Source organism: Pseudomonas sp. GW101-3H06 (genome assembly GCF_059424605.1).
Genome location: NZ_JBWKZO010000002.1, coordinates 103,480 through 126,196 on the forward strand (window position 1 = coordinate 103,480; position 22,717 = coordinate 126,196).

The window sequence follows — 22,717 nt, forward strand, 5'->3', positions numbered from 1 at the left end:
CCACAGTGACGAACTACAACTGGAACCACTCGGGTGATAAAACCGCTATTGCTGTTACGCCGTCGTTTTGCCTCGATCCGTTGGCGTACACGAGTGACACTCTGGGCAGCCGCAACGGTCGCAGGCCTTCTTGTGGTGATGTTCGCCCGACTGGCCGACCTAGCGCTGACGCAATTTGCCCAACAGACTGCTGAGCGGCCATGGTTGCCCTTTGTTTACACACCTCTGATTGGCATGCTGGTGGTGTGGATGACCACTCGTTTTTTTGTGGGCTCACAGGGCAGTGGGATCCCTCAAGTGATCGCCGCCACGCGCTTGGCTCACCAAGGGAAGCCCGTCGAAAAACTGGTATCGCTGCGAATCGCCTTCGCAAAGATAGGTCTTGGCACCCTGGCGCTGACCGGCGGATTTTCAGCTGGGCGCGAAGGCCCTTCAGTGCAAGTCGCCGCCTCGATCATGCATTTCTTTCACCGCTATTTACCTAATGCCCGAATCATCCGCAGCGAAGACCTCATTCTCGCTGGCGGCGCTGCGGGCATTGCCGCAGCGTTCAACACTCCGCTGGCCGGCGTTGCATTTGCGGTCGAAGAATTGGGCCGCAAGTTGGAAACCCGTACCAGTGGGGTCTTGCTCAGTACGATCATATTGTCAGGGATGGTCGCGATTGCTTTGCAGGGTAACTACAACTATTTCGGTCATTTTGATGTTCAAGACATTCACCTCGATATCATTGCCCCGGTGCTTGTCACCGGTATTGGCTGCGGGCTCCTAGGTGGGTTGTTCAGCCGGATGTTGCTGTGGCCCCAGCGACATCATCGATTTGTTGTCTGGCAATGGCGACGTATGCACCCTGTCTGGTTCGCTGGCGCTTGCGGATTGATTGTGGCCATTCTCGGTTGGCTCAGCGCAGGGATGTCATTTGGCAGCGGTTACGGCATCACCTCCCAGGTCATCGTGTCCGATGTCAGCCTGCCATGGCATGCGCCGATCACGCGTTTTCTGGCGACCGTAGTGACTTACTTTTCCGGGATCCCCGGTGGCATTTTTGCCCCATCTCTGGCGGTAGGCGCTGCTGTTGGGGCAAATGCCGCCGAACTTTTCGGTCTAGCTGCTCAGCCGGTCATTGCCTTGTGCATGGCCGGGTTCCTCGCTGCAGTCACACAGTCGCCCATCACGTCCGCAATCATCGTGATGGAGATGATCGACAGCCACGGGATGGTGATCAGTCTCATGGCTGTCGCGCTCATTGCCAAAGCGGTCAGTGCAAGGATGGGACCCGAGTTATATCAGCAGTTGGCTCGCGGTTTTTTGCAGGCCTCGGAAAGTAGTACAACTTCGCGAAAATCAGACTGATCTACCGCATCAGTTGTCGAGCCATTGCGCATAGCGTCAGTTTGTCCTCCTCCAATGTCAGTGCAAGGTTCGCGCGCTTGACTAGTAGATCTGCATGCCTGGTACAGGCACCGCCAAACATATCAGGGTGTATGTGCGAGAGACTGACAAGGGCCTTCATCAAACGGAGGTCCACTTCGAGCAAGCCCGCGCCGTCTCGAGCTATGGGCGCGAAAAAGTCATCGAATAGGTCATCTACCATCAGACTGCGCAGGTAAACCTGCTCGCAATCTTCATCGATTTTTGCCGTATGACTTTGTGGCACGCCCCAACAGGTTAGGCTTCTAACCCCACGGCCAATGACGTCAATTGCCGTTCCAGGGTCGTTGACTGCTGGCGATAGCGCGCGTGAAGCAATTTCGGACAGCACCGACAGCCCGAACCGTGGATCGTGCTCAAACGTTCGACGCACGCCGATGGTCAGGGCTGCCAGGATCTTTTCGCTGCTGGAGTGCAAAGCGTCTGCGTACTCCTTGTTCAAACTCACGGGTCGAGCGATCGGCATGCCCAGATGGACAAAGGTTCCCGGAAGGACGTCCAGGAAGATCTTTATTTCGCAGGCTTTGGCGATGGCGCCTAATGCGTGTACATCAATATGCTGGACATACCCGGTTTGATGACTTGAGATTATTTGCGCCGTGGGTGGAATCATCCACTAGGATGGGTAAGCAGCACCGCCCAAATGAGGCCATTGGATTCTGTTTTCTATGGCATTTATGGTTGCCTGTTCGACACGATCAATGGTTTCGCCCACCCGGCCGAGCTTGGACAGGTGATCGATCCAGCGTAAAAGCGTGTAAACAATCAGAATCACGACGGCAATGGTCACCGCAAATAGAAGAACCCTTCCTTGCGTGCCGTAAGCCCCGGTGCTCAAAGCGATAATACCTACCAGGCTGAACAGAAATGATCCGATGAAGGTGGCGAGTGCGTTTTGAGTCGTGGTGTCCTCCATCACCTGCGTAGTGGCACGAGGCGTTACGCCACTGCTGGCTGCACCGTAGGCGGTCACCATTGTGCTTAGCGAAAAAGTCGTCACTGCTAGCATGCTCGAAGCGATGATGCCCAAGATTTTGTCGACGGCATCGGCTCCGATGCGGGTGGGTAATGATTCGGGAATGTAGTCCTTGAAGGCAACGGCGAGTAACGCAGTTGCTATTCCCAGCAAAGAAAACAGACTCGCTCTGAACCACAGCCGTTTGGTCAATTGGTGTAGCACCCAGCGCCAGCGAGCGATCATTTTTAATATCCTTGATAGTGACGTGATCGGTCAGTAGTTTCGGATTTGCGTCAACAAAGGAGGAGAGGTAATTACCCTTGGTGGAGTATTCTTGGCAGACGAAGGTTCATTTCAGTAGTTTGGCTTGGTCATTTACATCCTGCTTGTTAGCTCCTTATCATCCGGCTGGGTGCGTTGCTGCATACGGCACAGCGCAGGTTAAAGCTCAAACGTTGGTCGGGCCGCCAGCGGAGAGTTAATGTGTCTGATAAAAACTCGGCGCCCTCCTCTATTCCCCGTCCTCAGGTTTTGACCACTCGCGCACTGGCCGCAATAGAACGGTTTTCACATATCGAAGCGGTTAGCGGCATCGTCTTGCTGCTCGCTGCTATGGTTGCGCTCATCTGGGCCAACAGCCCGCTTGCTGATTCTTATGATCACTTTTGGAACACCCAACTCACCTTAGGTTTAGGCGAGTTTACGGTCTCGTGTTCGCTGCATTTTTTGGTCAATGATGGGCTGATGGCTATTTTCTTTCTCGTGGTCGGAGCTGAGATACGCCAGGAAATCAATGACGGTGCGCTTGCGAATCTGAAGTTGGCGACGTTACCCCTTGGCGCGGCGTTAGGTGGCGTCATGATGCCGGCGATTATTTACATGGCGTTCAACCAGGGTACCGAAGCCAGTACAGGGTGGGCTGTGCCAACCGCCACCGACATTGCGTTTGCTGTCGGGGTTCTCGCACTGTTAGGAAAGTCGATTCCGGGTGGTATTCGCGTGCTGCTGCTGGCCCTCGCCATCATCGACGACATTGTCGCCATCTTGATCATTGCCGTTTTCTATACCGCGAGCTTGGATTACCTGGGGTTAGTGGTGGCGATGAGCGGATTGGCTCTGGTGTTGCTTTTTCAGAGAATGGGCATTGGCAAGGCCTATGCGTACATACTGCCTGGCGCCATTGTATGGTTTGGTCTCCTGAAAACCGGTGTTCATCCCACACTGGCGGGCGTAATTCTCGGCCTGATGACACCGGTAAACTCCAAGCCCGCAACGGAACGACCACTGGATACAATTGGGCGAAGTTTCCATGAGCTGATGGATCGTTTCTCCCATTCCTCCAACAGTCCGCAGGAGGTCGCCAAGCCGCTGAAGCAACTTCAGCAAGCACAGAGAGAAATATTGCCTCCGGTGCAGCGGGTTCAGGTAGGACTGCACCCATGGGTAGCGTTTGGTGTCATGCCGCTCTTCGCTTTGGCCAATGCGGGTGTCGGCCTTGAAGGCATCAATCTGGACGATGATGTCTCTCGGAATGTCTTCATGGGTGTGGTATCAGCGCTTGTGCTCGGCAAGCCGCTCGGAATCGTTCTTGCGAGCGTCGCCCTCGTCAAGCTCAACGTCTGCAAGCTGCCTGAAGGTGTGACATGGAGTGGTATCGGACTGGTGGGTTTGTTGGCCGGTATCGGATTTACGATGTCCATCTTTATCTCATCGTTGGCGTTTTCTGATCCTGCGTTACTTTCTTCGGCAAAACTCAGTGTTCTTGCGGCTTCAGCAGTGGCTGCAATCACCGGATTGATCTGGGGGAAAATGAAGTTCTGACGATAGGCTCTCGGATCAACGTCCGATGGTGTGAATTTCGACGGCGCCTTGGCTTAATAGCCAGGGCGCCGTGTCGATTTACAGTTCGCTCAAATTCCTACTCATTTCCCGGTAGAGTTTACCGGCTACTAATCTGGACGGTGATGCTCTTCCCGAATGCCGAGCTAATGGTCACCGTCGGATTGGACGATGGGCCGCTGCCAGTGGTAGTCACCGATACTCGCCAACGCGCCCCGGTGCCGGTCGGTGTGAGGATCGCGTTGCCGAGGTTGAGCGGGCCGGCAGTGGTGGTTGCGGTGACCGTCAGTGTGTTGCCGGTGCCGCGTGACGTGGTCCCCGCCAGGTCCCAGGTGTAGCGATTGTTGCAGCGCGCCGTCACGGTCGCACTGGTTACCACCAGGTCTTCGTTGACCGCCGCCCCTGTGACCGCCACGGAGACCGTTGCCGGTTCCGAGATCGCGTTCTTGGCGTCGCTCGCCTGATAGGTGAAGGTCGCGGTGAACGGCGCCGTTACAGAGGCCGGTGGCGTGTAGATCACGCGTACTCCGTCAGTGCTGGCTGTGCCCTGACCGGAGTCAGGCTGGGCCAGGCCCACCACTTTGAGCGGCACGTTGCCGTCCGGGTCGGTGTCGTTGGCCAGAACGTTGATGCTCACCGGTTGGCCATTGCTGCTGGTGGCACTGTCGGCGTTGGCAATCGGTTTCTTGTTCTGGCCTTTGTTGTCGTCATCGTCGTCATCATTACCGTTGCCATCGCCATTACGGAAGGTCGGCAGTGCGGCGGAGTTGACGTAGGTGACACCGTCCCAACCGGGTAGAGGCGTTGGCATCAACTGGAACTGCCCCGGATGCTCGATATCCCAACGCAACAGCAAGGAGGTGTAAGGCTGCACGATCATTTGCATAAACTTGCCCACCACTGGGTCGCCTTTGTCCCATTCCGGCCCTTTACTGCCCTGTTTGATCACCGCCTTGTACTTCTCGGACAGCACGTCCGCCAGGCTCAAGGCGTTCTTCTCCGGCCCCTTGCCGGTCTTGTGTTCCATCAGATTGACGAAATACAGCTTGTCGCCGGTCTTGATCCCGTTTTTCGCGAAGTTGACGATGATGTCGAAGCGTTCGGCGATGCCCTGGGTGGGCAGGATCGCGTTGTGGTTCTGCTTATCGCCATCACCGTCCAGGTCCATGCTGCCGTCGAACGGCACGGCGTGTTCCATGAGGTTGCCATCGTTGCCGATCATGTGAAATGGCACGCGGTTGTAGGAAACGCCGGACCCCGACGGCCCGGGAAACTCGCCACCGTTGCCTGCAATTTCACGCACGAGGGCAATCCTGAAGTAGCGCGACACCGAGCCGTTGAGAATGCGGAAACGGTAACTGCGCGCGCGTACTTTTAGACGTGGCTGGAACTGCCAGTTGACCAAGATCTGGTCGCCGAGAAAACCGTCGGAGTTGAACGGGTTGAACCACAATTGGCCGTTGGCGTCCCAGGCCTTGTCGGCGACCACCAGGTTGACGTCGTAGTCGCGGTTGCCCCACGGCAACGCCGAGCCGCTGGGCAGGCGCAGGTTGACGCCCTCTTCGATCGCTTCGTTACCGCGATCCAGGGCGCTGTAGTAGTTCATCATCACCGCGTTGCCCTTGTAGACGTTCTGCGCGGTGAAATCGAGCATGTGGTCGTGGAACCAGTGAGTGCTCATAGTTTCGCGCCAGTCGCCACGAATCTTGATCGTGCCGTTGTCGCAAGTCTTGAGGCCGGGGCTGGCGTCGTTGACGAATAGTTTCTCGCCCGGTGCGCAAGGGAACGCCGCGCGCGGGTCCTGGGCCGTAGTGTTGATGGTGTCATAGCCGGCCAGTTGCAGCGGCCAGCGATAGTCGTAGTACTGCCCCGGAAAGAAAAACGCATTGGTGTAGCCGTCGCTTTCGGCCGGGGAGTGGCCATTGTGTTCGTGGGTGCTGATGGTGTGCAGGCCGAAACCCATGTTGGCCGACGGATCGATCGGCAAGGCGTTGTAGTGCCGCATCAACACCGGCTGGCCATACCGCACCATCAGCAGTTTTGGCGGAAAGGTGCCGTCGAAGATCCACAGTGCATTGTGATTCTGAACCGGCATACTGGGATGGAATCGGGTGTCGATGCCTTTGGTCGTGCCCGTCGTGGTCGGGATGTCCGAGGTCTGGTAGTAGAGGCCGCCGGGGCCGAACTCACCGACGGCGTAGTTGTGCAGTTGCCAACGATCGCGCATGCCGCCGTTGAGCTTGGCGCCTGCTTGCACGGTTTTGAAGGCGACCTGTGGATAGAACTCGTTCCATCGTTGATGCGACCAGCCTTTTCCCAGTGGCCGGCCCTCGGCGGGCGAACCCACCGGATGGCGGTTGAGGAAGGTTTCGATTTGCGCCTTCCACGGGTTGCGGTCAAGCACATTGGAGAACTGAGACGGAAACGGGGACAGCCCGGGCTGGCGCATGAAGGCTTCCAATGCCGAACTCGAAGGGCCGCTGCGGGCGATATTGTCCGGGTCTTGCTGCGGCAATGGGCCGACGGTGGGTACTGGGTATGTCAGTGGTGGTGCAGGCAGGGTCGGATCGAGTTTTTCCGTACCGAACTCCTCGAAAAGCAGCAATTGCTGAGTGTAAGGCTGGGCGCCGAACAACGGGCTGGGCTTGCCGTTGGTATCTGACGATGGTCGAGAGTCTGAAGCTCGCCGTGCAGACCTTCCGCAAGGACGTGAAACAACTGTCATGCCGCGCGGGTTAGCGCGAAGGAGAATGCGATGAACGGTTGCACCAGTTCTGGGCTCACGACGACGGACGGTGTCTGCGTCCATGTCGTGTGGACTATGCGCTGCAAGGCCATTTATTCAAGTGAAAATGCAGGGTTGGCCATAGCCGTAATGAGGTCTGGCGCAAACTAACGGACCATTCCTAACGAGGTTGTTGTCCCGTCCTTGAGATTGCGAGTCGCTTCTCCGTCTGGTGTTAGCGGAAAACCCTTAAGTAACTATACTCGACCTGATACCTAACAGGGGATGTAGACCAAGATGGTTGCCTTGATATGTCCCTGTGAGTGTTTTTGGATAATCGCGGATTTCCAGCATGAACTTTTTTTGTACTTGGCGAACCGTTTTGCCTAGTCGCCCCCTCCTAGTAACTGAAGCTAGCGGATGCTGGCTCAATGTCGGCAGCCACCCGGCTGCTCCCTTATATCCGGAGAAATGAAATGTCGAATCGTATGTTGTCTGCCGCTGTAGCCACGGCTTTCGTCGCCGCTATTGGCGCCTTCGCCACCCCAGGTTTTGCTGCCGACATGAGCAAAGCTGACATGGAAAAGATGATGCAGGAGAACCAGGCCAAGAGCATGGCAATGATGAAGACTGGTAAGTACGAGAAGTGTTACGGAGTCGCCCAAAAGGGTCACAATGATTGCTTCGCCGGTGCCGGAACGAGCTGCGCAGGCACCAGCAACGTCGATTACCAGGGTAATGCCTGGAAGCTCGTCGCCAAGGGCACCTGCACGACGATCTCAACGCCTGCAGGCAACGGCAGCCTCACGGCCAAGACTTCCTGACACCGGCTTCCGAGTTGGTGGGTGGTGGCCATCTCGCCCCACCCATCTGCCCGCGCGAGAGAGGATCAAACATGAGTGTTCACCATTCTGCAGATGCCACCGGGCGAGGAATCCCAGCACGTGCGGGCGTCGGCCTCAAAGCCGATCACTATCGCGTCATCATTGAGACTCGGCCCAATATTGGCTTCTTTGAAGTCCATGCGGAAAACTACATGGGGGCCGGTGGTCCACCTCATCGCTATCTGACGGCGATCCGCGAACACTACCCGCTGTCGTTGCATGGGGTGGGGCTGTCGATCGGGGCGGACAGACCACTCGACCGGGAGCATCTGAAACGCCTCAAAGCGCTTATCGGACGGTACGACCCCGGCCTTTTTTCTGAACATCTCGCATGGTCCACGCATGGAACCAGCTACCTCGGCGATCTCCTGCCGGTGCCTTACACAAATGAAGCGCTGACCCGTGTTTGCGAACACATAGATGACGTGCAAACGTCGCTTGGTCGGCAAATGCTACTGGAGAATCCCTCGACCTATCTCGCCTTCGCTGAAAGCACCTGGTCGGAGGTCGATTTTATCGGTGAGGTGGTGCGCCGCACGGGCTGCGGTCTCCTCCTCGACGTCAACAATGTTCATGTCGCGGCGACCAATCAACAGTGGGACCCGCTCGCGTACATCGAGTCCTACCCCCTCGCTCACGTTCAGGAAATCCACCTTGCTGGTCATGCACAGGAGGTTGACGAGAAGGGGCGGCCCCTGCTGATCGATACCCACGACCGTAGTGTGGACGCGATCGTCTGGGGCCTGTACCGGCACGCAATTGATCGCCTGGCGCCGGTGCCAACGCTGATCGAATGGGATGCAAACGTGCCCGACTGGCCTCAGCTCCGCGCCGAGGCCGAGCGAGCCGAGACGATCATGTACGACGTTTATTTGCAGGAGGAGCACCATGCCATCGCTGTCTGCTAGGCTCGATGACTTCGGCTCGGCGCTGCTAGATCCCGCTCGTGCAGTGCCCGATGGTCTGGTTGGCCCCGACGGAAAGCCGAGCGCCAGACGCTTCTCCGTTTACAGGAACAATGTCGTCGTGGGGCTGAGCGAAGCGCTGCGGGCAAGTTTTCCCTGTGTTGCAAGGCTTGTGGGCGACGAGTTTTTTGCAGCGATGGCACGCATCTTTGTGGCCATAAAGCCTCCTACCTCGCCGATTCTGCTCCACTACGGGGCCGAGTTTCCGAGTTTTGTTGAGTCTTTCAATCCCGCTGCATCCGTGCCCTATCTCGCCGATGTCGCGCGCATCGAGCGCGCTGCGACCGAGGCCTACCACGCCCGCGACGAAATCCCCTTGGCTCCCGCCGCGCTGGCGGCCGTACCACACAACAAGTCGCCATCTTTGCGGCTCAGACTTCATCCCTCGCTTCGGATAATGCGCTCAGAGTTTCCGGCGTTCACGATCTGGCGAATGAATACTGCGGGTGGAACACCAGGGCCGGTTGACCTTTCGGAGAGTCAGGACACGCTGGTTCTGCGCTCCGATGCAGAGGTGGACGTTCGCAGCATGTCCCCTGGGAGTTATGAGTTCTTGGTCGCGCTCGAGAGTGGCCTGACGTTATCGCAAGCCATGGCGAATGCTTTCACCGCGGACGCCCATTTCGATCTGTCCGAAAACTTGCAGGAATTGATCCAGATGGGTGCCTTTGTCGGCTTCGATCTGAGCGGTGAGGAGGGTAATGATGAGTGATACGCGAAGGGTACCGCGATGGGATTGCGTTCCAAAGGTGGTTAATTCCGTGCTCCAGTGGCTGTCAAAGGCAGCATTCATTGTCGCACCACTCTTGCTTAGGGTTGCGCTGGCGCTACCTTTCTTCAAGTCCGGGCTGACCAAATGGGATGGTTTCCTGTCACTGTCCCCGACGGCGGGTTTCCTGTTCCAGGAAGAATTCAAGCTCCATGTCTTCGGACAGATTTATGACCTTCCCGCCCCGGACTCGCTCGCCTTCGCAAGCGGCACTGCTGAGATTGTTTTCCCCATCCTGTTAGTCCTCGGCCTTGCTACGCGATTCAGTGCCCTGGGGCTTCTCGGCATGACGGCAGTGATCCAACTCATTGTGCCGGACGGGTGGGCGAACTTCCATCTGCCGTGGGCGACCATGGCTGTTGCCCTGATCGCCATCGGACCAGGGCGTCTTTCACTCGATCATTTCCTCGGTGAATTTCTCGGCATCTCTCATCCATCCTCGAAGTAGAAAACCGATACTCCATGACGGAAGAAAATTAGACACCTCAGAAGCACAACAATGTTCCCCTTTACGGCTGGATCACCTCATGACCTCAACACAGCATGCCATTCAGGTATTGGTGAGCGAGAGGATCGCTGGCCCTAGTGAAGAGTTCACAGGCCGGACCACTGTCCAGCACACAGCCGCATCCGTCGCGCACCCAGCACACTGCGACGTGATCGGCTAGTCGTCGCGCCTGAGCCAGGTTGTGGGTCACCATCAGGAAGGTGTAACGACCTTTCAGGTCCTCAATAAGTCCTTCAACCGTCGCGCTGGCAATATGGTCCAGAGCACTGCACGGCTCGTCCAACAGCAGTACGCGCGGCTCCAATGCCAGAGCCCGGGCAAAGCACAGACGCTGCTGCTGTCCCCCAGACAACCCCAAGGCGGGCTTGTCCAGTCGGCCACGCACCTCGCTCCACAGCCCAGTGGACTGTAGTGCCTGTTCCATCCGCCTGTGCAATTCAACCTTTTCACGCACCCCGTGTTCGCGCAGGGCAAACAGAATGTTCTCGGCAATGCTCAGGGGGAACGGATTGGGCTGCTGGAACACCATACCGACCTGTCGGCGCAGCCGCTGGACATCCACCTTGCCACCCAGCACATCCTGACCGTCAATCAGCACACGGCCGCTGAGTCGGGCTCCAGGCACCAGGTCGCTCATGCGGTTGACAGCCGAAAGCAGGCTACTCTTGCCACAGCCACTGGGGCCGACCACGGCCATCAGCTCGCCGGGCGCCACCTCAAGGGAGGCGTTAAGCAGTGCACCATGCTCGCCATAGTGCACGCTGAGGTCCTGGATACTAAGTGCAGGAGGCTGACTCATGGGCTTATCTCGCGAAGGTTAAGGGCCGCCTGCCGATCCACCAGGCAGACAGTTGGATAATCAGACCGAACCCAAGCAGTACCAGGGCCGTGGCTGCCGAAGCTGGGCTGCCGCCCGAGACGTTCATGGCCAGATCGTAGATATGCACGGCTAGGGTGCGACCAGAGTCGAACAAACTTTCCGGCCAACGCATCACGTAGCCGGCGGTAAACAGCAGCACGGCAGTTTTCGCAAGGGCGCGACCGGCACTCAGCACAAGCGCAGCGGAAATTCCAGGCGCAGCGAAAGGCAACAGGATACGGTGTATGTAACCGACCCTTGAGATCGCCAGCGCTGCGGCTGCCTGACGGTAGCTGTGCGGACAATCGCGCAAGGCCTGCTCGCAGCCGCGGATAAATAATGGCAGCACCATAAAAGCAAGAGTGCTGCCACCGGCCAGTAATGAATAACCCCATCCGAGTTCAACCACGAACAAGCGGTGGCCGAACAGACCGAACACCACCGACGGTACAGCGCCAAGTCCATCCAACGCCCATTGCAGCGTCAGGTTGAGACGGCTGTCGGGACGCATTTGCTCCACCAGGAACAGGGCTGTGCCCAGACCCAGCGGCACCACCAGCCCCAGGCAGATGAACAGCACCCACGCGGTGGAGAAGATGATTGGTCCGATGCCGCCGCTGCGCCCGATTGCGCTGATACGTACCCCCGGTACGCTCACCACCCCCGCACAGTTGGCAGAGCAACATCAGCGCTTTCTTGCGGCCGCGACCGCCGACAATACCCGGCGTACCTACCGCTCAGCCATCCGCCACTTTCAGGTCTGGGGTGGCGCGCTGCCGTGCGATGAGGCGGTGGTGATTCGCTACCTGCTGTCCTTCGCGCAAAAGCTGAATTCGCGCACCGTGGCCCTACGCCTGATGGCGCTGTCGCTGTCGCAATGGCACTGTTATCAGGGGTTTCCTGACCTGGCAGCCAGCGCCACCGTACGCAAAACCTTGCGTGGCATTGAGCGGGTGCACGGGCGGCCGCAGCAAAAGGCCAAAGCCTTACTGTTGGAGGATCTCGAACTCATTGTGGCGTACTTGAATACGCTCGAAGGGCTATCAGCATTGCGTGACAGCGCATTGCTCCAGGTGGGCTACTCCGGGCATTCAGCTTGCCACTCACCGCTCTCGTCCTCAGTCTAATTCCACCGCAAGACACAAGCGGGAAGGTCTCCAGATCACGCTGCCGCGCTCCAAAACCGATCAAGAGGGCGAGGGGCTGAACAAGGCGATCCCCTACGGCGACGGCCTCTGCTGTCCAGCGAAGGCATTGCGGTGCTGGCTGGATGTCGCTCAGATCGAACAGGGACCGCTGTTCCGGCGTATCAGCCGCTGGGGCAGCGTCGGCGATGTGGCGCTGCACGAGAGGAGTGTCAACGCTATCCTGACAGCCCGTGCTCAAGAGGCGGGGGTGCTGTACGCACCCAAAATGAGCAGCCACAGCCTGCGCCGAGGGCTGGCCACCAGCGCCCACCGAGCTGGGGCGGATTTCCTCGAGATCAAACGCCAGGGTGGCTGGCGGCACGATGGCACCGTACACGCCTATATCGAGGAGGCTAGAGCCTTCGAAGAAAACGCCGCTGGCTCGTTATTACGACGTAAACCATCGACCTAGCCCCAAGTTCTGAATCCGAATTTCGAAAAAAACAGTTAAAAACATAATGTTACAGGTCTAATGTCCTAATTTTCCCTTATCTCGGCATGACCCCCTTATCGCCGACGGTGACAGGTACCGACCGGTGAAAATCTGCAGCTAGCCCAAAAAAGAAACCCGGTCCTAAGACCGGGTTTTTTGTCTACGTTACAAAGTTAAATGTATGAAGGGCAGCAGACCAACGCAGAATCCCAGGATCCCAAGTACCCCGCCCGTAATCCCTAAACGAATGGAGATACGAACGTTCAGGTCAGGGTGAAACCAAAACCACTTATAGATTTCCGCGGAGGATGCCCGCTTCAACTCCAGCTCGACTTGATCATTAAAGCGGACGCCCAGGACGTCGATCGCATCGTAATCGAGTGCTACAGCATTTTTAGTAATGGATATTCCACCAGGAGTGCCCATCACATACCTTAAGACGCTGGCACCATTTGCTCTGTTGCATATCACCACCGGCTCACGACGGAAAAATCTGCTTCGATCTTTTCGTTTCGAGTCGATGTTGCGGTTGTGTAGTCGAACAATGGAGTTTTGAAGCCCACTGTCCTCTGATGGCAGCCGAACCACGGTTAAGATTTTCATAATCACACCAGCCGGCCGGAAATACCTGTGAGGGCGTAGTGCGTGAAGATGCTTGTAGGGCGAAATGTGTGCGCAAACCACATCACTTGGCCCCCCTCCCCCTCAAAAACCCACCCACCAGATGAGGTTCGGTGATGTAGAGCATCTTCAAGAGACAAGAACCCACAAAAGCATGGTTTATTCGACATAGGTTGTACCTCCAGTTCACCGAGGCACCCCCACCCCACCGGGAGAGAGCGCCCGGTAGGCTTTAATCCAGCTCATGGCTGGTATCTGATCGCAGTCACTCACCTTGAAGGTAAGGCCGCGTACTTGAAGTGCTGACCAGGGTCAGCTCCCACAGAACGACAATCAATTGCTGTTCTGAATGGACGATAAAGTAGCTCTTCGCATCATGGGATTCAAGACATCAAACAAGTATCCGAATCACATTTGATGGTTGCAATTTTGAAGATAGTGAGACGGTAGGGACACACATTATTGTTTGCCCCAGGAGCCGACATGACTCACCAACACGGAGACCAGAAGTCCCTGCACGCCGTTTCGCATGAGGTCTTCCACCCCATCGAGGGCGATCTTGTTGACCCGTCCGAGAGATTCTTCGCACCGGTGCAGGCCGACCTTGTCGACAGGCTCCTTGGTGAGTACACAGCAACTCTCAACAACATGAATAGCGTTGTGGACTTCATGAGTGGACAAGACTTCCGATCCACACTTCACTATTTCATTGAGGGGAATTCGTTAGAACCTGGTCAAAGCGCGTCTGTATCGTCAGGTGGGCTTTTCAGCCTGGAAGGCGCTGTGGCATACCTGAACAGCACCTACTGGACCAAAGCACTTGCACTTACTGACGTATATGAGGCGATGCCCAAAGCAAGAAGGGATGAATGGGACAATCAGATCAAGAGTCGTCAGGCACCTGATTTTGAAGAGACGACTGTCCGTTCCACTCTAAATGCGCTGCTGTCTGATCGAACAAAGTTTTTTGCCGAACAAGTCGATGGAATTTTTAGAGCGTTGAGCGGTGATCACGTCACCAACAAGCCTGAGGGCTTTACAAAAATATTCATTATTAACCACATGCTCTATAAAGATGGCGGTATCAATTATGAGAATGCAGGATACATCCATGACCTTCGCTGTGTTATCGCGAAGTTCATGGGGCGATCCGCCCCACGATATGGCACGTCCGGGCCTCTCCTAGAAGCGATGCAGCGGGATTACGGAACCTGGCACATCGTTGATGGTGGGGCTTTGCGTATGCGCCTCTACAAACGCGGTACGGTTCACTGCGAAGTAAACCCGGATCTTGCGTGGTCGCTTAACAGCCTACTGGCTACTCTGTACCCAACTGCTATTCCTCCAAAATTTCGCACTAGGCCTAAGAACCCGCACAAAGAATTTCAGCTGATCGGCAAACCGTTGCCCTTTGAAGTAATCCACCTTCTTGCCGATATGGTCCATCCAGGTCGAGTTGGCAGGGATGAAATTACAGCGAACCCATACGCCTTAAGGTTTAAAAACTTCGATAAAAACGAGGCCAAAAAAGGCGCTGAGAACGTTCTCCACATGCTGGGCGGGGTTCGAATGAATATCAACGCCTTCATCTGGTATGAGTTCGATTACGACCCTAGATCGGCTCTGGATCGGATCATCATCAGTGGCTGCGTTCCGGATCAAAAATCGCATCAGTTTTACCCGACTCCAGACACTATGTCCGATGAAGCCGTTGAAATGGCCGACATTCAGGATGACGATGAAATTCTCGAGCCATCTGCCGGGCAAGGCGGAATCGCGTGCAAACTTCCAAAGTCTCAGACTACATGCGTCGAAATATCGTCATTGCATTGTCAGATACTGCGAGCGAAAGGGTTCAATACCGTAGAGGGTGATTTCCTCAAGTGGGCAGCAAGTACGACAAGGCGCTTTAGCTGCGTGATCATGAACCCACCGTTTTCGGATGGCCGCGCCCTCGCCCATCTACAGGCCGCCTCAGAACTTTTAATCGCCAGCGGTCGATTGGTCGCCATTCTTCCCGCAAGCCTGAAAAATAAGAACGTGCTGCCTGGTTGGACGCTTGAGTGGTCGAAGGTTTACTCAAACGAGTTTGATGGCACTGGAGTGTCAGTTGTTATGGTTAAAGCCATCCGAAGCGTCCACTAATCCGTCCGCCGAGACAACAGCACTGAGCTCGGCTGGAGCCCCCCTTGCGGCTGGAAATAAATTTGACACCTACAAAAACAGCGTGCGACATTTGTCCACGTTTTATGGAACGTGGACACGTAGAGGGCGGGTTATTTTGAAAGGTCAAGACATTTTACTGCTGTACAAAATGGCGAGCCTTCACGCGCAGGAAGAAGTGTCGCCAACAGGTCGCCAAACCGTGGCCTGGGGTGGCATTTCCTTCATTGACCTACTGCCGGATGATTATAGCCCCGAACCAACATTCATCACTTCCCCTCCGTCTGACGAAGCCAATGTCGACATAGGAGCTGCCGTCGCGCGAATCATCGATGCGGATTCGTTCAAATGGCAGGGTTGGGACGATGATGATATTGGCCAGACAAAGACTGTGGCGGAATGGAAAGATCGCTACACCCTAAGGGCACTCGCTGAATCCTTAGGCCTGAGCAAAAGTGAAATCTCAAACTCAATCGTTCGGTGTCGAGAGGCAGGGCTTGTAACGAACGACTATGAAACCTCCCTGCCCAAGGTGAATCGCCCTGCTCTTTTGAAGATCACTGAGCACGCCCTGAAGTACTTCTTCCCAGTAAAGCCTGGCGCCCTAGTAAGGGGGATTCCAACTGGCTTCGCATCTCCTGTGCTCACTAGGCACCTCAAAAGCGCAGGAGAAATTATCCATGTCTGGCCCGACCCTCAAGGAAAGGAGCGAGGCCAAGCAATCGAGCCTATCTACAAGACCGTTCCAGAAGCTGTAAAGAACGATCGCACCCTGTACCACTACTTAGCCCTAGTAGACTCCATCAGGCTGGGCGGGCCACGCGAAACCAGCGTTGCAATTCAACTCCTAAAGAAAGGTATGGGCCTTTGAGCATCGCCTCAGATCACAACTACGAAATGTTGAGCGCCGTCGCTGAAGGATTAGGCGACGAGCTTTTGAATGAGGTCGCCTTCGTAGGCGGCTCCACAACCTGGCTTCTTTGCACTGACGACATTGTGCTGGACGACATCCGCAGCACTGATGACGTTGACCTTGTGATCGAGCTTGGTGGCATAGCTGACTGGCAAAGACTTACAGAGCGCTTGGCGGCACAGGGTTTCAAGATTACCGCTGAGCACAGTGATGTGACGTGCAGGTTCAAGTTCAACGACGTCATTGTCGATGTGATGCCATCAGTAAAGGAGATCCTTGGGTACGAAAACAGATGGTTTGTGGATGGTTTAGCGAACGCAGAAACCATTACGCTTCCCAGCGGGATTGCGATCAAAATTTTCAAACCAACGTATTTTGTCGCGACAAAGCTCGAAGCATTCAAAGGTCGCGGCGAAGGCGATGCCTACCATAAAGATGTCGAAGATATCGTTCTGGTGGTGGACGGTCGAGAGAGCCTGCTTGAGGAGGTTACACAGGCTGATCAGGAGTTGCGAACGTATATCGCGGCCGGTATTGCCGGACTGCTGGCGCTCAACTCTCTTCAATACGTGATTGAAAGTTCGCATTCAGTCAGCGCAAATCCTGGTCGAGGCCAGATTATTTTTCAGCGTCTAAAACAGTTGAGCAACGTCAAATGATCCGGTACTCAACAAGGACCGTTAAGGGTCAGGATCGCGACGAAAATCGGGATCGCGTCGGGGCGGCATTTGATGGCGTTCGAGGTATTTTTGTCGTCGTCGATGGCACCTCCAAGCCCGGCAGCGGGCAATTGGCCCAGGCATTGGTCGATCAGATTTTCACAGGGTATCAGGCACGAATCGAAAATGGTGTTTCTGACTCGGGTCATGACCAGGTCGAGACACTGCTAAAGGATGTGCTCCAGGACGCACACTCCTCACTCTTCTCGGGCGGAGTCACAGGATCGGCAAGTTATCTCGTCGCAGTGGTTTCCGGTGAACTGCTTACCGTTGCATATGAAGGTGACTGTAGCGCAGGCGTAACGTCCCACACTGACCCCATCGCTTGGATCACTGCACCACACTGCCTCGCCAACTGGAGGCGTGATCGCAGTCATAGACAGCTGGCAACAGACAAAGGTCGGCACCAAATCAGCCGCAGTTTCAAAGCACGGAAGAAGCCAGATCCAGAATTCGTCACAAGAGCGGCCATCGCGGGTGAAACGCTGGTGTTTGCAACTGACGGTTTCTGGGCTGATTTGAGCGATGCAGCGCAAATTCAACTGCTTGGGCTCGATGCTCCCGATCCCACCCATGTCGATGACGACGTCACCTGGATAGTGGTGCAAATATGAAATATCCGAGAACGTTGCGAGGGACAGCGAACGGCTCCGTATCGACGGAAACATTGCTTCAATACGCCAAATACTTGGCCAGTGAGATTGTAACAATAACCAATGGGAATCGAACTTACACCGCCAGCATCATCGAGAACTGGCGATATCTTGATGGAGATTTCGAATTCACTTTTACGGAAGGGGCGCTTGAGTTCATTCAGGAGACAGACGACCCTCGGGGTGACATCGTCAAGGTGCTGTTCGCTGAGGTTGAATCTAAATAGCGCAACTGCCCATGCAAACTTCTAATAGTCTAAAGGTTATTTCCGCACACAGAAAAGCCCCCGCACTAAAAATACGGGGGCTCAGTATTATTGGTAACGCGTTAGTACCCTACTTGGAAACGACGGCCTGAATACCATCGTGACGATCTTCAGCACGTTTTGGATTAGGCACAAGTTTGCCATCTTTCCAAACATAGCGAGCCACAGCTTCCTTGGTAGGGTGGCCGGCGTCGTTCTTTGGATTACCGCTGCCATTGCCGCCATTACCTGCATTGGCGCCGGTTGCAGCGAACAGAGCGACGATTGCGAAACCTAATACAGTTTTTTTGATACCCATCGTTAAATCTCCTTGCGGCACTACGGCCAAATAATTACTTAGTTCTGCAAAGTCACATTTGCTTTGCTTACGAAACTAAATTAACCCCTAAGCGCCGACATGCAACGCCATACAAATCGTTTTTTTTCAAAAAAGCACAACTTTTTCAATGTTCTAAACGGACACTGATATTTCTTAATAATGCTTCTAAAGATCCCCCACATAAGACGGTCCACCAGTTCATGCCTGAACACTATAAAATTAAGTCAGGATCTATCACCCACGTGCGACCCTTACTAATAACGGCCGGCGGTCTCTTATGAAGGGCATAGACAAAATGACGAGTCGTGATTTTCCCACTTAGATAATGTGACAGAGCGCTAATCACATAACGCATTTATCCCTCCTTTGGACCTCATTCAGCACGAGCCCACAAGGCTGGTGAGCTGGCTTGAAAAGATTCTTTTGGTACGAGGAATAGAACCTCATCACCTAACCCTGACCGAGCAGATGCTGCGTCGCTCCCATCAAAAGCGAGTTGCATCGACGACCCAGCAAATCGGCAAGGATTTCAGCATCATTCGCCGCATCCACACAGTCACGATCCAGCGCGGACTTGAGGGCGCTTTTCAGCCATTCACTTACCGCCGGCGATTCAATCAATTTAGCTAAGGCTGACTCGACAAAGACAGGACCTTCAACCTTCCCTTCTACCTGCCGGAGTTGATTGTCCAAAGCGTCTTTCAAGAGAATGCAGCGCTGTTTCTGCTGCTCGCTCTCCTCCTCGGCCAGAAGTCGGAGTTCATGAGGCGTCAGGCCAGACGTACGCTGCAGGGTGACCACGATGTCGCCACCAACCGGATACATTGCACTATCAAAGCTGAGCTGAATGTAATTCTCAGGATCACTCTCATACAACTGCTGCCCGAGCAGTTCTGAAAGAAGGTGCGCGGCTCCGCCTGCCACCTTCGTAATCGGACTCCCGTAGGTTCGAACAAACTCAACCATCTGGCAGGCACTCACCATCTGTTGGCCAAGAAGTGTCCGAAGCTGAATGGTCTCCGCAAGCAAATCCTTGTAGGAGGGCAAATCGGAGTCGCTGGCTGGAGAGACGGCCGGTATGGAGTCACTGGTAGGCATAGGGAAACCTCTTCGGGTGGAAGAATGAGGCTATCCCCTACCGCCCTCCTGCCAGGTGGGTATTAGCCCCCGAATAGGGGCATGATTTAGAAGGATCAGAAATGTTTTTCGATTAAAGTCCGTTGCACACTAAATAGCCCGTCGATGCGGGCTTCAGTAGTCCGCAACGAAGAAATTTTCGGGTCATAACGTAAATGGAGAGAACAATGTTCAAGCCAAGCAACCCATTCACCCTGCCTGAGCTGGCAGAGCAAGAATCAATCTTTCCTCCGTCGATTCTGAAATCAGCTTGCACACTTGCGGCCCACTACATTGCGGCCCGTGAACGTAGCGATGTTGAAGCCGCTTCACGGATTGACGGCGATATAGGCGCCTTACTGAACGAAGAGTTCGACATGGAACAGTACAACGAACGAGGCCAGTTCAGGGCGCGTTTCATGGTGATGATTCACGATTGTAACGCTGCTTTTGGTCGGCTGGATTACAACCACACGCATTGGGCCTACGACACTTCTCGGGTGTAAGGGGGAACGGATATGAACAATTCTGAGGGCATGTTTGGAGTGTTCCTAATAATTGCGGCTCTGCTCACATTATTGATCTACCAGGGAGTTTATTGGCTGGCCTATCAAATCAATTGGTGGTTAGGCGCGTCGGGTTTTGAATCGCAAAGTCTGCAATTCAAACATGCATGTGTTGTCGTATCTTTTTTTCTAGCTATTGGCTTAATGAAGTTATGCATTTGGGTCCAGTCACTCCCAGCAGATCCATCGTATGGAGACCGTGACCGGCCGTAGAAAAGCCCGCCGAACCATCAGGAAGCCGTCGCGGCATTCGCAGCAATGTATCGAGACTATAAAAGCGATTGTGCGCCAGGCATTCAGGCGCGTCTAAGCCGCTCGGCACACGCGGGGCGAGGCAATCACTCCCTCATCTGACAGTTGCATATATCGGCTCTCGCACGCCGCAAGTCTAAATAATCCTGAATGGAAAACATCGGCGATTGCGACGACCTCACACCATAGGCTTTGAGGATTGGGAGAACGGCATCAGGTAGCGGGAGCACACGCCGACATTGCCCATAACGTAGACTATAAATCCTACATGGCCAGGAACGATGAATCATCAGATCTGAGGCATCCGGATAGGGTGTGGCTGCAACCATGGTCTGCATCGGCCGTCTATGCGCCTTAAACAGCGCTACGCGATTCTTCCCTTCCGTTGCTACGATCAGCGGCAATGAGCCTATCTGGCATGAACGCGGTGCAAATAGGTTCCCCAGCATTTCGCGGCATGCATATTCATCAGACCGGTCCATTGTCTGTTGGACGGCCATATCAGAACGCTCATCGTCTGTGTAGTAATTGAATGTTCCCGAGACAATCAACCGACAGTCGATTGTCATTGGCCGTGCCTTGCTGCCACTAAACAGGACGTCAGAAAATGGAATCGTCAGCTCTACAAATTTGCTGGGGAATGTAGCTGTCCACCCACGCTCGGGTACTGTCCATCCCTGCACCCTACGTTTAATCCGATCGAACCATCCACCAGGAATATAGGCTCTACCCTCGACATCAAACCGATCCTTCGAAGCAACAAATTCCGCCACTGCACTACTTAAAGCATCGCTCAGGACCTTCTCCTGCTCATATGGTATTCGCGCCATCGACGACCTCTCACAGTTCCCCCTCCCGGCATGCACTTTGCCTGATATTGATACTGACTGGCAGCCTGGCTGGCCAAAGAAAAAGCGCCAAAGCGGTACCGTTACGTTTCACCCTTTGCCACCGCGTGAAATCTTGATTTTTTTCATTGAGCCAAGCCGAACACGCAGTGGTGGCCAAGAGTCTTGCTGCCCACCAGCGTCCCCACATTTTTGGCACATGCTTCGAGAACCACGCATTCATAAGAAATCCCTCCTCTGTAGCTACTGTCGCAATTCGACTGCGTGCGCATGCCAACGAACGCCATGAATGCCATGTTCAACCTGAATTAAATCGTGCAAGAAGCCATTCCGCCCCTATAGAGGGTATCGCTGACCCTCACCAGGTATCGCGGGTAGGTAGAAGTACCAACTTCAGCTGGCTCAAGGCTTAGTTGCCTTAGCCAGTCATGCTCCCAGTTGCTTAATTTTATGCCTCAGGCATGATTGCCGTGAGCGTACGCCAACGCTTGCACGCCCACCTGGGCGAAGGCCGGATCAGGCCATGGCTTCAAAAACTTCCTTCGAAGCATTGCCTATCGGTAATGCGCCTTGTGGGCGTGGCGCTAAAGCCGAGCAGGAGATTGCTTTGTCCAACGAAACCCGATTCCCATCCGGCGCAACTATTGATCAAGTCAAGAAGGACGCCAAAAAGCTCGCCAAGGCTCAAGGTATTCCACTCCACCAAGCTCAGGATGCAGCAGCGCTTAAGCATGGCCTTGCCCTGCCTTGGAACCGAGTAAACGAGTGGCTGGCCGGCCAGAGTAGATCTGCTATCGCCAGCTTCACGCTGCCTCTTGATAATGGTGAAACCAAGACCGTCAACTTGACCTCCGAACAACCTCTCGTAATTGTTTGTGGGTGGGTCGGTTGCGGTAAATCGACGACGGCCCTTGTTCTCGCCGGCCAGGCCATGGCCACGACCAATGCCAGATTGTTTTTCCTCACATCAAAACCCGTTGGCTGGCCACCTGCAGTTTGGGATTCCCTTTACCGGGATTTCCCTGGTCGGTGCCTTGAAGTCGGTGATGTCCATAATTTCGATCTAGCTCAAATTAACCCCACGGCCGGCGACATCGTAATACTTGATGAGCGCTACCAAGGGGCGCGAAATCAAAGCCTTCAACGTCTAATTGAGCAGGCTAGATTATGGAAAGTTGGCCTTTTCGTCTGCAAGCAAGGCGGACCATCAGATATGGAGTTTGAGCTCACGAAATCTCACTATCCGGATCGTGGCATTCCACTGATAGTCGAAGGTAAAGGAGGGTTCATTCGCCATGGCGAACATGCCACTTTCACGGCGACTGGATTCGAACAAGCCAAGGCTTCTGGGCAACCAGACCGTACATCCTGGACTGGAAAATTCACCATCACAGTGTCCAAACCCAGCGTTCTTGCAAAAACGTAAGTCCTGGGAGAATGCCTCGCATGTAACCCCATCCGGATCACTGCGATGCACCTTTGCGAATCTCATACTACTGACACTGTCATCACCGCGGCGGCAACGAGAAATAGGTTGCCCCTACCTCCTCTCCATCCAAGTGGTGATGTCGTAGGCGAACTGCTCTCTGCGGTTGATGATGGGTGGTTCGAGTTACCTAAAGGCAGAAATCGGTGCTACACCCACAGGCAGTTTTCCCGGATATCAACTCTCGTCCAATCACTACCTGAGGTTGTCCAAGTACAGCAAAGATCCCGCACGTGG

19 protein-coding genes and 2 pseudogenes are annotated in these 22,717 nt (G+C 54.8%); 14 read left to right on the forward strand and 7 right to left on the reverse strand.

Features of this window, described 5'->3' with window-relative positions:
- Nucleotides 1–33 precede the first annotated feature (33 nt).
- A complete protein-coding gene (locus AC07ZE_RS29545; RefSeq protein ID WP_137808215.1) occupies nt 34–1,353 on the forward strand; it encodes a chloride channel protein in 1,320 nt (439 codons plus the stop codon).
- 1 nt (nt 1,354) lies between these two features.
- On the opposite strand, the pseudogene AC07ZE_RS29550 reads toward AC07ZE_RS29545, so the two are convergent.
- Nucleotides 1,355–2,632, reverse strand: a pseudogene (locus AC07ZE_RS29550) (DUF2254 domain-containing protein).
- Nucleotides 2,633–2,872: 240 nt separating this feature from the next.
- On the opposite strand from AC07ZE_RS29550, the gene nhaA reads away from it, so the two are divergent.
- Nucleotides 2,873–4,210: a Na+/H+ antiporter NhaA gene (gene nhaA, locus AC07ZE_RS29555; protein ID WP_137808216.1), complete on the forward strand. Its 1,338-nt coding sequence runs from the start codon at nt 2,873–2,875 to the stop codon at nt 4,208–4,210.
- Between the two features lie 379 nt (nt 4,211–4,589).
- Here the strand turns inward: nhaA and AC07ZE_RS29560 are convergent.
- Nucleotides 4,590–6,884, reverse strand: a pseudogene (locus AC07ZE_RS29560) (Ig-like domain-containing protein); the annotation flags it as partial.
- 545 nt (nt 6,885–7,429) lie between these two features.
- Between AC07ZE_RS29560 and AC07ZE_RS29565 the strand changes: the two are divergent.
- From AC07ZE_RS29565 to AC07ZE_RS29580, 4 genes are all read left to right on the forward strand, one after another.
- The gene (locus AC07ZE_RS29565) at nt 7,430–7,777 is read left to right on the forward strand and encodes a BufA1 family periplasmic bufferin-type metallophore (RefSeq protein WP_137808217.1); all 348 of its coding nucleotides are present in this window, start codon (nt 7,430–7,432) and stop codon (nt 7,775–7,777) included.
- 71 nt (nt 7,778–7,848) lie between these two features.
- Nucleotides 7,849–8,745, forward strand: coding sequence for an MNIO family bufferin maturase (gene bufB / locus AC07ZE_RS29570; protein WP_137808218.1), 897 nt, complete (start codon nt 7,849–7,851; stop codon nt 8,743–8,745).
- The gene (locus tag AC07ZE_RS29575) at nt 8,726–9,514 is read left to right on the forward strand and encodes an HvfC/BufC N-terminal domain-containing protein (RefSeq protein ID WP_137808219.1); all 789 of its coding nucleotides are present in this window, start codon (nt 8,726–8,728) and stop codon (nt 9,512–9,514) included. The genes bufB and AC07ZE_RS29575 overlap by 20 nt, the downstream gene beginning before the upstream one ends.
- 49 nt (nt 9,515–9,563) lie before the next feature.
- Entirely contained in the window at nt 9,564–10,019 is a 456-nt protein-coding gene (locus AC07ZE_RS29580) for a DoxX family protein (RefSeq protein ID WP_202879038.1), read from the forward strand.
- An 85-nt stretch (nt 10,020–10,104) separates the two neighbouring features.
- Here the strand turns inward: AC07ZE_RS29580 and AC07ZE_RS29585 are convergent, their stop codons facing one another.
- Both AC07ZE_RS29585 and AC07ZE_RS29590 read right to left on the reverse strand, forming a co-directional pair.
- Nucleotides 10,105–10,878 carry a phosphate ABC transporter ATP-binding protein gene (locus AC07ZE_RS29585; RefSeq protein WP_137808221.1) on the reverse strand — a complete coding sequence of 258 codons (774 nt, stop codon included), beginning with the start codon at nt 10,876–10,878 and terminating at the stop codon, nt 10,105–10,107.
- A gap of 4 nt (nt 10,879–10,882) precedes the next feature.
- Nucleotides 10,883–11,449: a PstA family ABC transporter permease gene (locus AC07ZE_RS29590; protein ID WP_259332063.1), complete on the reverse strand. Its 567-nt coding sequence runs from the start codon at nt 11,447–11,449 to the stop codon at nt 10,883–10,885.
- A 22-nt stretch (nt 11,450–11,471) separates the two neighbouring features.
- On the opposite strand from AC07ZE_RS29590, the gene AC07ZE_RS29595 reads away from it, so the two are divergent.
- Both AC07ZE_RS29595 and AC07ZE_RS29600 read left to right on the forward strand, forming a co-directional pair.
- Nucleotides 11,472–12,065 carry a site-specific integrase gene (locus AC07ZE_RS29595; RefSeq protein ID WP_238347426.1) on the forward strand — a complete coding sequence of 198 codons (594 nt, stop codon included), beginning with the start codon at nt 11,472–11,474 and terminating at the stop codon, nt 12,063–12,065.
- A gap of 208 nt (nt 12,066–12,273) precedes the next feature.
- Nucleotides 12,274–12,537 (forward strand): tyrosine-type recombinase/integrase, encoded by a 264-nt coding sequence (locus tag AC07ZE_RS29600; RefSeq protein ID WP_404940910.1) that lies wholly within the window; start codon nt 12,274–12,276, stop codon nt 12,535–12,537.
- Between the two features lie 186 nt (nt 12,538–12,723).
- Here the strand turns inward: AC07ZE_RS29600 and AC07ZE_RS29605 are convergent, their stop codons facing one another.
- The gene (locus AC07ZE_RS29605) at nt 12,724–13,161 is read right to left on the reverse strand and encodes a hypothetical protein (RefSeq protein WP_137808223.1); all 438 of its coding nucleotides are present in this window, start codon (nt 13,159–13,161) and stop codon (nt 12,724–12,726) included.
- Between the two features lie 501 nt (nt 13,162–13,662).
- On the opposite strand from AC07ZE_RS29605, the gene AC07ZE_RS29610 reads away from it, so the two are divergent.
- The 4 genes from AC07ZE_RS29610 (at nt 13,663) to AC07ZE_RS29625 (ending at nt 17,588) form a co-directional block, all read left to right on the forward strand.
- On the forward strand, nt 13,663–15,324 hold the full coding sequence (locus AC07ZE_RS29610; RefSeq protein WP_137807234.1) for a DUF4942 domain-containing protein: 1,662 nt from the start codon (nt 13,663–13,665) through the stop codon (nt 15,322–15,324).
- A gap of 169 nt (nt 15,325–15,493) precedes the next feature.
- Complete coding sequence (locus AC07ZE_RS29615; protein WP_171017119.1) at nt 15,494–16,213, forward strand: MarR family transcriptional regulator; 720 nt, start codon at nt 15,494–15,496, stop codon at nt 16,211–16,213.
- Nucleotides 16,210–16,914, forward strand: a complete 705-nt coding sequence (locus AC07ZE_RS29620; protein ID WP_137807236.1) for a hypothetical protein — start codon at nt 16,210–16,212, stop codon at nt 16,912–16,914. Before AC07ZE_RS29615 ends, AC07ZE_RS29620 begins: the two co-directional genes overlap by 4 nt.
- On the forward strand, nt 16,911–17,588 hold the full coding sequence (locus AC07ZE_RS29625; protein WP_137807237.1) for a serine/threonine protein phosphatase: 678 nt from the start codon (nt 16,911–16,913) through the stop codon (nt 17,586–17,588). The genes AC07ZE_RS29620 and AC07ZE_RS29625 overlap by 4 nt, the downstream gene beginning before the upstream one ends.
- Nucleotides 17,589–17,963: 375 nt before the next feature.
- Here the strand turns inward: AC07ZE_RS29625 and AC07ZE_RS29630 are convergent, their stop codons facing one another.
- Together AC07ZE_RS29630 and AC07ZE_RS29635 are read right to left on the reverse strand one after the other, a co-directional pair.
- Nucleotides 17,964–18,191 carry a hypothetical protein gene (locus AC07ZE_RS29630; protein WP_137807238.1) on the reverse strand — a complete coding sequence of 76 codons (228 nt, stop codon included), beginning with the start codon at nt 18,189–18,191 and terminating at the stop codon, nt 17,964–17,966.
- A 471-nt stretch (nt 18,192–18,662) separates the two neighbouring features.
- Complete coding sequence (locus tag AC07ZE_RS29635) at nt 18,663–19,310, reverse strand: hypothetical protein (RefSeq protein WP_202879040.1); 648 nt, start codon at nt 19,308–19,310, stop codon at nt 18,663–18,665.
- A 206-nt stretch (nt 19,311–19,516) separates the two neighbouring features.
- Between AC07ZE_RS29635 and AC07ZE_RS29640 the strand changes: the two genes are divergently transcribed.
- On the forward strand, nt 19,517–19,834 hold the full coding sequence (locus tag AC07ZE_RS29640) for a hypothetical protein (protein ID WP_137807239.1): 318 nt from the start codon (nt 19,517–19,519) through the stop codon (nt 19,832–19,834).
- Between the two features lie 1,683 nt (nt 19,835–21,517).
- On the forward strand, nt 21,518–22,420 hold the full coding sequence (locus AC07ZE_RS29645) for an ATP-binding protein (protein ID WP_137807240.1): 903 nt from the start codon (nt 21,518–21,520) through the stop codon (nt 22,418–22,420).
- Nucleotides 22,421–22,717 lie beyond the last annotated feature (297 nt).

Bases quoted from the DNA above. Each gene is read 5' to 3' on its own strand.
- AC07ZE_RS29630 (WP_137807238.1), bottom strand. From the start codon at position 18,191: ATGGGTATCAAAAAAACTGTATTAGGTTTCGCAATCGTCGCTCTGTTC.
- AC07ZE_RS29625 (WP_137807237.1), top strand. From the start codon at position 16,911: ATGATCCGGTACTCAACAAGGACCGTTAAGGGTCAGGATCGCGACGAA.
- AC07ZE_RS29615 (WP_171017119.1), top strand. From the start codon at position 15,494: ATGGCGAGCCTTCACGCGCAGGAAGAAGTGTCGCCAACAGGTCGCCAA.
- bufB (WP_137808218.1), top strand. From the start codon at position 7,849: ATGAGTGTTCACCATTCTGCAGATGCCACCGGGCGAGGAATCCCAGCA.
- AC07ZE_RS29640 (WP_137807239.1), top strand. From the start codon at position 19,517: ATGTTCAAGCCAAGCAACCCATTCACCCTGCCTGAGCTGGCAGAGCAA.
- AC07ZE_RS29590 (WP_259332063.1), bottom strand. From the start codon at position 11,449: ATGCGTCCCGACAGCCGTCTCAACCTGACGCTGCAATGGGCGTTGGAT.
- AC07ZE_RS29575 (WP_137808219.1), top strand. From the start codon at position 8,726: ATGCCATCGCTGTCTGCTAGGCTCGATGACTTCGGCTCGGCGCTGCTA.
- AC07ZE_RS29635 (WP_202879040.1), bottom strand. From the start codon at position 19,310: ATGCCTACCAGTGACTCCATACCGGCCGTCTCTCCAGCCAGCGACTCC.
- AC07ZE_RS29605 (WP_137808223.1), bottom strand. From the start codon at position 13,161: ATGAAAATCTTAACCGTGGTTCGGCTGCCATCAGAGGACAGTGGGCTT.
- AC07ZE_RS29565 (WP_137808217.1), top strand. From the start codon at position 7,430: ATGTCGAATCGTATGTTGTCTGCCGCTGTAGCCACGGCTTTCGTCGCC.
- AC07ZE_RS29585 (WP_137808221.1), bottom strand. From the start codon at position 10,878: ATGAGTCAGCCTCCTGCACTTAGTATCCAGGACCTCAGCGTGCACTAT.
- AC07ZE_RS29610 (WP_137807234.1), top strand. From the start codon at position 13,663: ATGACTCACCAACACGGAGACCAGAAGTCCCTGCACGCCGTTTCGCAT.
- AC07ZE_RS29645 (WP_137807240.1), top strand. From the start codon at position 21,518: ATGGCTTCAAAAACTTCCTTCGAAGCATTGCCTATCGGTAATGCGCCT.